This is a genomic window from Pseudomonas sp. DR 5-09, assembly GCF_001655595.1.
GTDB classification, from domain to species: Bacteria; Pseudomonadota; Gammaproteobacteria; order Pseudomonadales; family Pseudomonadaceae; genus Aquipseudomonas; species Aquipseudomonas pharyngis.
In genome coordinates this window covers 3,415,696-3,425,012 of record NZ_CP011566.1, presented here as the reverse complement: position 1 = coordinate 3,425,012, position 9,317 = coordinate 3,415,696, and the positions used below count along the sequence as shown (strand labels likewise).

General features: G+C 60.3%; 8 protein-coding genes. 2 read left to right on the top strand and 6 right to left on the bottom strand.

Going from position 1 to position 9,317, the window contains the following annotated elements; genetic code table 11:
* The first annotated feature begins 2 nt into the window (after positions 1 to 2).
* A complete protein-coding gene (locus PDR5_RS15255) occupies positions 3 to 848 on the top strand; it encodes a site-specific integrase (RefSeq protein ID WP_237233862.1) in 846 nt (281 codons plus the stop codon).
* 14 nt (positions 849 to 862) lie between these two features.
* On the opposite strand, the gene PDR5_RS15250 is transcribed toward PDR5_RS15255, so the two are convergent.
* From PDR5_RS15250 to PDR5_RS15230, 5 genes are all read right to left on the bottom strand, one after another.
* The gene (locus PDR5_RS15250; protein ID WP_064596785.1) at positions 863 to 1,414 is read right to left on the bottom strand and encodes a PqiC family protein; all 552 of its coding nucleotides are present in this window, start codon (positions 1,412 to 1,414) and stop codon (positions 863 to 865) included.
* Between the two features lie 16 nt (positions 1,415 to 1,430).
* On the bottom strand, positions 1,431 to 3,086 hold the full coding sequence (locus PDR5_RS15245; RefSeq protein WP_064596783.1) for a PqiB family protein: 1,656 nt from the start codon (positions 3,084 to 3,086) through the stop codon (positions 1,431 to 1,433).
* 113 nt (positions 3,087 to 3,199) lie between these two features.
* The gene (locus PDR5_RS15240) at positions 3,200 to 4,501 is read right to left on the bottom strand and encodes an NAD(P)/FAD-dependent oxidoreductase (protein ID WP_064596781.1); all 1,302 of its coding nucleotides are present in this window, start codon (positions 4,499 to 4,501) and stop codon (positions 3,200 to 3,202) included.
* Positions 4,498 to 5,586 carry a polyamine ABC transporter substrate-binding protein gene (locus PDR5_RS15235; RefSeq protein ID WP_064596779.1) on the bottom strand — a complete coding sequence of 363 codons (1,089 nt, stop codon included), beginning with the start codon at positions 5,584 to 5,586 and terminating at the stop codon, positions 4,498 to 4,500. The genes PDR5_RS15240 and PDR5_RS15235 overlap by 4 nt, the downstream gene beginning before the upstream one ends.
* Before the next feature lie 90 nt (positions 5,587 to 5,676).
* A complete protein-coding gene (locus PDR5_RS15230) occupies positions 5,677 to 7,035 on the bottom strand; it encodes a glutamine synthetase family protein (RefSeq protein WP_064600843.1) in 1,359 nt (452 codons plus the stop codon).
* A gap of 161 nt (positions 7,036 to 7,196) precedes the next feature.
* Here PDR5_RS15230 and PDR5_RS15225 point away from each other — a divergent pair, with 161 nt between their 5' ends.
* A complete protein-coding gene (locus PDR5_RS15225) occupies positions 7,197 to 8,105 on the top strand; it encodes a helix-turn-helix domain-containing protein (RefSeq protein WP_064596777.1) in 909 nt (302 codons plus the stop codon).
* A 109-nt stretch (positions 8,106 to 8,214) separates the two neighbouring features.
* On the opposite strand, the gene PDR5_RS15220 is transcribed toward PDR5_RS15225, so the two are convergent.
* Complete coding sequence (locus tag PDR5_RS15220) at positions 8,215 to 9,264, bottom strand: acyltransferase family protein (protein WP_064596775.1); 1,050 nt, start codon at positions 9,262 to 9,264, stop codon at positions 8,215 to 8,217.
* Positions 9,265 to 9,317 lie beyond the last annotated feature (53 nt).

Genomic DNA, 9,317 nt, shown 5'->3' with positions numbered 1-9,317 from the left:
CCATGCGTTACGTGTTGCAGGACGCTGCCGACCGCCTCGGGTTCGAAGACGTGAACCTTGAGGACATTCCCTGGCACGGGCTGCAACCGGAGGACGTCGTTGCGCTAGTCGCTGCATTGCGCGCGGACAACTACGCACCGAACACTTCTTCGCTGTATGTAAACGCCATTCGCGGTGTAATGAATGAAGCCTGGCGCATGAGCCTGATCAGCCAGGACCATCTATTGAAGATGCGCTCGGTCAAAGGCATTGCCGGCACGCGACTGTCCCAGGGGCGCAATCTGAAGCGCACGCTGATTCATGAATTGATGGAAGTCTGCGCGGCCGATCCGCGACCGCAAGGTTTGCGCGATGCGGCAGTGATTGCGCTGTTGTACGGCACCGGCATGCGCAAGTCGGAGTCGGTGGATCTGGACTTGAATCAGGTGGATTTCAGCGAACGCAGTCTCTGTGTCACCGCCAAGGGCAACAAACAGCTGATCAAGTACGCGCCGGCCTGGGCGTTCGCCAAATTGAATGCGTGGCTGGAGTTTCGTCGTTCGGAACTCAAGGAGGGCGAGAGCGACGATGCGTTTCTGTTCAACCGCATCCGCCGTGGTAGTCACATCACACGCGAGCGCATCACCAAGCACGCGATCTATTACATCGCCCGCCAGCGCGGCACCCAGGTCGGGGTGAAGATCATGCCCCATGACTTCCGCCGTTCGTTCATCACCCGGGTGATCGAAGAGCATGACCTGTCGATTGCCCAGAAACTGGCGCATCACAGCAACATCCAGACAACCGCCAACTACGACGTGCGCGACGACAACGAGCGGCGCCGCGCGGTGGATCGTTTCGACTTGTAGGCAGTGCGTTTCGATCAGGAGGCGGGCGGGCAGCCGCGTGAGCCGGCAGACGCCTGGCTGATCAATGCAGCCAGACGCTTGACGTTGTTCTGCTGGGCCACCACCAGATCATCAATGGTCGGCCCGGACGGGGTTTGCAGCAGCGAGCGGCAGGCGAGCAGGGCGTCGTCACCGGTGTTGGCCTGGCGCAGGCGCCATTTGACATCGATCAGCCCGTATTGCCCGGGAATCGAATCGAAGCGTTGCACATCAATGCGCACGGAGGTTTTGCGCGGGCCGCCGGCATTACTGAGCTGATCCACCAGTGCGCTGCGCAATTCATCGCTGAGGCTGGCGCCCCACCATTCGGTCTCAAGGATCGCCAGGCCGCTGCTGCCCTGGCGGATGACGATCTGCGGCCGGTCGACCTGCGGCGGCACGCTGATGCCTTCGATGGTGATTTCCGAGCCGGCGCGGCCGGTCATCGGTTGCGTCGGCGTCAGGGTGTGAAAGCTGATCGGGGCGCTTTTGCAGGCGCCCAGCAGCAGGCCGATGGCGAGCACGGTGAACTTCAGCTTTAAAGCCATGGGACAGCTCCTGTGCTCAATTACGCGGCGGCCCTTTGAGGTCCAGCGGCGGGGCGTTGTCGGGGCGGCCGCGAATCAACGATTCCGGATGACGGCCCAGGTAATCGGACAGCTCACGCAGCGAACGCGACATGCGCCCAAGCTCGTCGAGGGTCTCGGTCAGTTGTTCGCGTTGCGGCGAATCTTCGGCCAGGGTCGAGCTGGCCGACTGCAGGGTCTTGCTCAGGTCGGCGAGGGTGTTCTGCACGCCTGGCAGGGTCCTGGCATTGAACTGGGTCAGGCCTTTGCGCAATTCCACGAGGTTGCTGTCGAGGTTGCCGGCAATCCGTTCCACCGGCAGCTTGTTGAGCTTGTCGATCATCGCTTCGAGTTTTTCCTGCAACTGTTCGAGGCTGCCGGGGACGGTCGGAACGCTGATCGGGCGGGCGGTCGGGTCGAACGCGACTTTTTCGGCTTTGGGGAAGAAGTCAAGAGCAATGTACAACTGGCCGGTCAGCAGATTGCCGCTGCGGGCCTGGGCGCGCAGACCGTTGTCGATAAAGGTGCCGATCAGGCGCACGGCGGCGGCTTCGTCGTCCGGATTGTGCTCGAGTACCTTGAGCATCTTCACGTGTGCCTGGCCGAGGCGTTGCGGGTAGATCACGATGCCGACGTTGAGCGGGAAGCTGCGTTTTTTCGGATCGAAGTCCAGATTGACGCTCACTACCCGGCCGATTTCGATGCCGAGAAACTCCACCGGTGCGCCGACTTTCAGCCCGCGCAGGGCTTGATCGAAACGCAGGGTCAGGTATTGCGCCTTGCCGTTGGGCGGGGCGAGGGCGGTTTGCTGGTCGTCGAACAGGTCGTAAGTTCTTTCTTCGGCGGCGGCAACGTCGTTGGGGCTGTACTCCGGCGCGCGGAAGGCGATGCCGCCCACCAGCAAGGTCGACAACGATTCGGTTTTCACCGCAAACCCGTTGGCGCCGACGTTGACGTCAATGCCGCTGGCGTTCCAGAACCGGGTGTTTTCGGTGACGTAGGCGTCGTTCGGCGCATGGATGAACACCTCGATGTTGACCCCTTTGCCATCGGCGTCCAGCGCATAGGCCACCACCTGGCCCACCGGGATCTTGCGGTAATAGACCGGCGAGCCGATGTCCAGCGAGCCGAGGTCCGAGGCGTGCAGGTTGAAGCGTTTACCCGGCTCGCCGTAGGTGATCGGCGGCGGGTTTTCCAGGCCTTTGAAGTGCTTGGCGCGCGAATTGGACTGACCGATGTCGGCGCCGATGTAGTCACCGGAAAGCAACGTGTCGATGCCCGAGACACCGCCCGCACCGATGCGCGGCCGGACGACCCAGAACTGCGAATCTTCGCGGGTAAAGGTTTCGGCCTGCTTGGCCAGTTTGATGGTGGCGTTGACGCTTTTCTGGTCGTCGCTCAGCTCGACGTCCGTGACCTGGCCGATCACCACGTTGCGGTATTTGACTTCGGTCTTGTTGGCGGTCAGGCCGCTGCCGGTCTTGAAGGTGACGGTGATGGTGGGGCCTTCCTGCATCAGGTTGTGCACCACCAGCGACAAGCCCACCAGCACCGCGACGATCGGCACGATCCACACCAGCGAAATGCTGAAACGCCGGGTCTTGACCGGCGCCTGGCCGGGCGCTCGCGGTTGATCGGCGGCTGACGACTCCATCCATGACCTCCAGGGTGTGTTGGGCACTGAGCGTCAGGAACGCAAAAGCACTTCATCAATATAGAAGTGCTTCGCGATAGAGCAAATGCGCAGGCCGCTTTAACCGGGAAGCGTCATCCCAGCAGTTCCCTCAGGCGATACCAGAACATGCCCAGTGCCAGCAGTGGCGAACGCAGCGCCGGGCCGCCGGGGAAGGTCATGTGCGGCACGCTGCTGAACACGTCCATGCCCTGACTGTGGCCGGCGTGAATCGCCTCGCCCAGCAGTTTGGCGCACCAGTGGGTGACGTTCAGGCCATGGCCGGAATAGCCCTGGGCGTAGAACACATTCGGGTGCTGTTTCAATCGACCGACCTGCGGGAAGCGGTTGGCGGTGATGCCGATCTTGCCGCCCCACTGATAGTCGATGCGCACATCCGCCAGTTGCGGGAACACCTTGAGCATCTTTGGTCGCATGTAGGCGGCGATGTCGGCCGGGTCCCGCCCCGAATAATGGCAGGCGCCACCGAACAGCAAGCGTCGGTCCGCCGAGAGCCGGTAGTAATCGAGGCCGACTTTCTGGTCGCACAGCGCCAGGTTCTGCGGAATCAGCTCGGCGGCGCGTTCCGCCGGCAGCGGTTCAGTGGCGATGATGTAGCTGCCGGCGGGCAGGACCTTGCCGCTGAGTTGCTGTTCGAGTTCGTCCAGATGCGCGTTGCAGCCGAGTACCAGACTGCCGGCGCGCACGCTGCCGCTCTGGGTGCGGACTTGAACGGTCGGGCCGTGGAGAATTTCCAGCACCGGGCTCTGCTCGAAAATCCTCACCCCGAGGGATGCCGCCAGCCGCGCTTCACCCTGCACCAGATCCAGCGGATGTAGATGGCCTGAGCCCATGTCGATCAGGCCGCCCTTGTAGACCCCCGCGTTCACCACTTGCTGACGAATCAGCTCAGGTGCAACCAGCCGCGTTTCATGGCGGTAGCCCAACTGCGCCAGGCTGTCCTGCTCGGCCTTGAAGGCGTCGAACTGCGCTGGCGTGTTGGCCAGTTCGCAGAAGCCCCAGCGCAGGTCGCACTCGATGGCGTTGTCGGTGATGCGCTGGCGCACCAGCTCCACCGAGTCGATCCCGGCTCGGTGCAGGTAGCGCACGCCTTCGCTGCCGACATGCCGGGCGAAGCCTTCTACGTCATGACCGATCCCGCGAATCAACTGCCCGCCATTGCGCCCGCTGGCGCCCCAGCCGATGCGCCGGGCTTCGAGCAGAATCACCGAAAGCCCGCGCTGCGCCAGTTCAATCGCCGTATTGACGCCGGTGAACCCGCCACCGATCACGCAGACATCGGCAATCAAGTCACCCATCAGTTCCGGATAGGGTGTGCTGGCCCGGGCCGACGCGGCGTAATAGGAGCGGGCGTGTTCCTGGGTGTACTGATTCATTTGTTCGACTTCACTTTGCTCCAGGACCGGGTCATCAGACGCATGATCGACTGGGGCGGGGTAGAGGAGATGTAGAGCTTGTCGAGGACTTTCTGAGACGGATAGACCTCGGGATTGTTGACCAGCTCCGGATCCATGTATTGCTTGGCCGCCGGGTTCGGGTTGGCGTAGCCGACCGAGGCGCTGACCTTGGCGATCACTTGCGGATCGAGCAGGTAATTGATGAACGCGTGAGCTTCCCTGGTGTTGCCGGCGTCGGCGGGAATCGCCAGCAGGTCGAACCACAGGTTCGCGCCTTCCTTGGGAATCGAATACGCGATGTTCACGCCGTTTTTGGCTTCCTTGGCGCGGTTGGCGGCCTGGAACACGTCGCCGGAATAACCGAAGGCCACGCAGATGTCGCCGTTGGCCAGGTCGGACACGTACTTCGAGGAATGGAAATAGGTGATGTACGGCCGGATGCTCAGCAGTTTCTCTTCGGCCTTCTTGTAGTCCTCGGGTTTCTCGCTGCGCGGATCCATGCCCATGTAGTTGAGGATCGCCGGGAACACTTCATCGGCCGAGTCCATCATCGACACACCGCACTGGGTGAGTTTCTTCAGGTTTTCCGGTTCGAACAGCACGGCCCAGGAGTCGATGTGATCGATGCCCAGCACTTGCTTGACCTTGTCGACGTTGTAGCCGATGCCATTAGTGCCCCACAGATACGGCACCGAGTGCTCGTTGCCCGGATCGTTTTTCTCAAGCAGGGCCAGCAGTTTCGGGTCGAGGTTTTTCCAGTTCGGCAGTTGCGAGCGATCCAGTTTGAGGAACGCGCCGGCCTTTACCTGACGCGCGAGGAAGTGGTTGGACGGCACCACCACGTCATAGCCGGTGCGCCCGGCGAGCAGTTTGCCTTCGAGGGTTTCATTGGAGTCGAAGACGTCATAAATCACCTTGATCCCGCTGCTGGACTGGAAGTCGGCGAGGGTGGTTTCGCCAATGTAATCGGTCCAGTTGTAGACGCTGACCTGGGGTTGGGCGAAGGCACCGGCACTGCACGCCAGGGCCAGCGCGGCGGGGATCATGGATTTCAACAGACGCATATCGACACCTCTTCGAATTATTGGGTTTTTCAGGTGAGCACGTTCCCTTGTGGGAGCTGGCAAGCCAGGTCCCACAAGGGCGGGTGTTGGTTACACGCTCAGCAACAGGAACTCCCGCTCCCAGGAGCTGATCACGCGCTTGAAATTTTCATGCTCGGCGCGTTTCACCGCGACGTAGCCGCGCACGAACTTGTTGCCCAGGTATTGCGCGACGGTGTCGCACTCTTCCATCTGGGTCAGGGCTTCTTCGATGGTGATCGGCAGGCGCAGGTTGCGGCGCTCGTAGGCCCGACCTTCGACGGCAGCGCTCGGTTCGATGCCTTCGACCATGCCGATGTAACCGCACAGCAGGCTCGCGGCGATGGCCAGGTACGGGTTGGCGTCGGCGCCCGGCAGACGGTTTTCGACCCGCATCGCCTCGGGCCCGGAGGTTGGTACACGCAGGCCGACGGTGCGGTTTTCTTCACCCCATTCGACGTTGACCGGTGCCGAGGTGTCCGGCAGGAAGCGGCGGAACGAGTTTACGTTCGGCGCGAACATCGGCAGCACCTTCGGGATGTACTTCTGCAGACCGCCGATGTGATGGCGGAACAGGTCGCTCATGCTGCCGTCGGCATTGGCGAAAATCGGCTGGCCGCTGGCGATCTCGACCACGCTCTGGTGCAGGTGCATGGCGCTGCCGGGCTCATCGCCGATCGGCTTGGCCATGAAGGTCGCGGTCACGTTGTGCTTGAGCGCGGCTTCACGCAGGGTGCGTTTGAACACGGTGATCTGGTCGGCCAGATCCAGCGCGTCGCCGTGGCGGAAGTTGATTTCCATCTGCGCCGGGCCGTCTTCGTGGATCAGCGTGTCCAGGTCCAGGCCTTGCAGTTCGCACCAGTCGTAGACGTCTTCGAACAGCGGATCGAATTCGTTGGCGGCGTCGATGGAGAACGACTGACGACCGCTTTCGGCGCGACCGGAACGGCCCAGCGGTGCTTTCAATGGCAAGTCCGGGTCTTCGCAGCGCTGGGTCAGGTAGAACTCCATTTCCGGGGCCACGATCGGCTTCCAGCCTTTGTCGGTGTACAGCTGCAGGACTTTCTTCAGCACGTTGCGCGGCGATAGTTCGATCGGGTTGCCGAACTTGTCGAAGGTGTCGTGGATGACGATGGCGGTCGGCTCGATGGCCCACGGAATCACGTACACCGCGTCGCTCACCGGCTTGCAGACCATGTCGATGTCGGCCGGGTCGAGCAGGTCGTAGTAGATGTCGTCGTCGACAAAATCCCCGGTTACCGTTTGCAGCAGCACACTTTCCGGCAGGCGCATGCCTCGCTCATGCAGGAACTTGTTGGTCGGTGCGATCTTGCCGCGGGCGATGCCGGTCAGGTCGCTGACCACGCATTCCACTTCGGTAATCTTGTGATCTTTCAGCCATGTGAACAGCTGATCGAAAGGGGCATTCATAAAGACCTCGTCGTTGGTTTTGTTGACGCGGGGGAACGCGATTTCATCTTTCGCAGGCTTCCCCTGTGGCGCGTTGACGACTATCTTGGGCGGGCCTCGCCGTTCCATCTATCCACTTTCAGCAGCACCAAAGCGCACCAAAAGAGTGCGCAAGGTTCCCCATGACGACGTGCAATCCGCTTCAGGTCCAAGCGTTCAACACCGCCGATGTCACCGAACAGATCCGCGCCACGCCGGGTTGGGTGCAGCATTACCAGCAGATGTCGCCAGGGCATTTCGCCGGGCAGATCCGCTATCTGGATTTGCAGGGAGTGGAGGTTTACGAAGAACAGATGAACACCCGGGTCGAGCAGAATTTCAGTGCGCCGCAAGGGTCGCTGGCGTTCTGTTTCGATCGCAGCGACAACGCGCTGTATCTGCTCAATGAAGAGAGCCGCAACATCTGGATCACCCCGGAGAACTACCAGGAAATCGCCGTGGTGTTCGGCCCGGAATTCGTCCAGCGCAACGGACTGGACGTGGCCAGGCTGGAAGGTATGTTCATGGCGCCGCTCAATGGCGCGCAGAATGGATTGTTCAGCCGCTGGTTAAGCTCGACTCTCACGAAGTTGTCGCAAGCCCTTGATCTGCCGAGTAAAGAGGCACTGACTCAGCAGCTATTGGAGGATTGCCTGTTCATCCTCGACAACGCGAGCGTGTGTCTGGATGGCGGCGGTTTGCAGCGTCGCGCCCAGGAGCGAATGACCCTCAAACGCGTGGGCGAGTGGGCGGCGGATTCGCCGGAAGAAACCCTCAATCTGCTGGAATTATCGCGGGTCGCCGGGGTTTCCCTGCGCCAGTTGCAGCAGACCTTCAAGGCCTATACGGGGATGTCGCCAAGCCAATGGCTGCGTTTGCGCAGGCTCAACAGTGCGCGGCGCGAATTGCTCAAGCGTTCGCCCGCGGAGACCACCGTGGCGGAAGTGGCGATGAATTGGTCGTTCTGGCATTTAGGCCGTTTTTCAAGCAGTTATCGAGCATTGTTCAAGGAGTTACCGAGCGAGACGTTGAAGCGTTCATCGTCCTTGTGACGGGCGCTCTGCGCCACAAACAAAAAAAGGCGGGAGAGGTTTCGGTATTCACCGAAGCCTCTCCCGCCTTTTTCATCTGCCGATATTGCCAAGCCTGTTGCGTTACCGACTAACCAACTCTGAGACGTTTGAAGGAGGACGAAAGGGATCTTTTCATCAGTCTGGCCATCGGGGTTTCTATTTCCTTATGGATGACATGGGACGCACCTATCATCAAAGCGATGGTGCCCCAGAGCAGCACGTGTGGATTGATGGTCGGATAAGCGATGTTGAAGATCATGAAGCCGATCATTTGATGCAGCAGGTAAAGCGGGTAAGTCAGTGCGCCCAATGCTGTCCAGTCGAACTTCCCAACGGCTGACGTCTTATGCGTCGCGATAAAAAGGAAGGTCATGAAAAACAGGGCAATGACGCCGCAGATGATCAAGGAGTCGTAGTCAGTCGAATATTTCAGTTCAATCGACTCGGCCCACTTGATCGCGTTGAAGCTGGCCAATGCCTGCGCGGCTGCCAGCAAGGAAATACGGGATTTGGTAAACCCCTTGTCCCAGATGATGTAGAACGTCGCGCCAGCGATGAAATAGGCCGCGTAGTCGGTGATCAGGACCGAGCGCAGCTTTTCGAAAGCAAAGACTTCCGCTGCGGCCGAGATCAGCAGCCAGAGTACGAGGAAGGTTTCTATTTTCTCTATCTTCTTGAAAGCCAGCAGGACGGCGATCATCAGGTAGAACTTTATTTCGACGAACAGAGACCAGTAGACCCCGTCTATGGGGGGCACACCGAGCAGGTCGCCCAGAAAGGTCAGGTTGATCACGTACTGATAAAAATCAGCCGAAAAGCGTGGCTGCCCGATCGCCAGCGTGATGAGAAAGGTGATCGTGCAACACACCCAGAACGCCGGGCAGAGACGAATGACGCGGGAAATGAAGAACACCTTGAGGTTGTTGCTCGAAGCCGTCATCAGGATCACGAATCCGCTGATCATGAAAAACAGTTCAACGCCCAGATAACCGTATTTGGCAACGTCAGCCAAAAGTGGATAGGGCATGACCGACATCTCACCCCTCGCATAACCGCGAAACGCATAGTGAAAGATCACCACCGCGAACGCCGCAAGAAAGCGCAGCAAATCCAGTTCTGTCAGCCGTCTGTTGTTCATGTGCATGCGCTCCGGGGGTGTTAGCGCGGATTGAAAACTGACGACTGTGCCGA

What these genes read in the sequence shown, in the direction of transcription:
- PDR5_RS15250 (WP_064596785.1), bottom strand. Translation starts at nt 1,414, where the DNA reads ATGGCTTTAAAGCTGAAGTTCACCGTGCTCGCCATCGGCCTGCTGCTG.
- PDR5_RS15240 (WP_064596781.1), bottom strand. Translation starts at nt 4,501, where the DNA reads ATGAATCAGTACACCCAGGAACACGCCCGCTCCTATTACGCCGCGTCG.
- PDR5_RS15225 (WP_064596777.1), top strand. Translation starts at nt 7,197, where the DNA reads ATGACGACGTGCAATCCGCTTCAGGTCCAAGCGTTCAACACCGCCGAT.
- PDR5_RS15220 (WP_064596775.1), bottom strand. Translation starts at nt 9,264, where the DNA reads ATGAACAACAGACGGCTGACAGAACTGGATTTGCTGCGCTTTCTTGCG.
- PDR5_RS15235 (WP_064596779.1), bottom strand. Translation starts at nt 5,586, where the DNA reads ATGCGTCTGTTGAAATCCATGATCCCCGCCGCGCTGGCCCTGGCGTGC.
- PDR5_RS15255 (WP_237233862.1), top strand. Translation starts at nt 3, where the DNA reads ATGCGTTACGTGTTGCAGGACGCTGCCGACCGCCTCGGGTTCGAAGAC.
- PDR5_RS15230 (WP_064600843.1), bottom strand. Translation starts at nt 7,035, where the DNA reads ATGAATGCCCCTTTCGATCAGCTGTTCACATGGCTGAAAGATCACAAG.
- PDR5_RS15245 (WP_064596783.1), bottom strand. Translation starts at nt 3,086, where the DNA reads ATGGAGTCGTCAGCCGCCGATCAACCGCGAGCGCCCGGCCAGGCGCCG.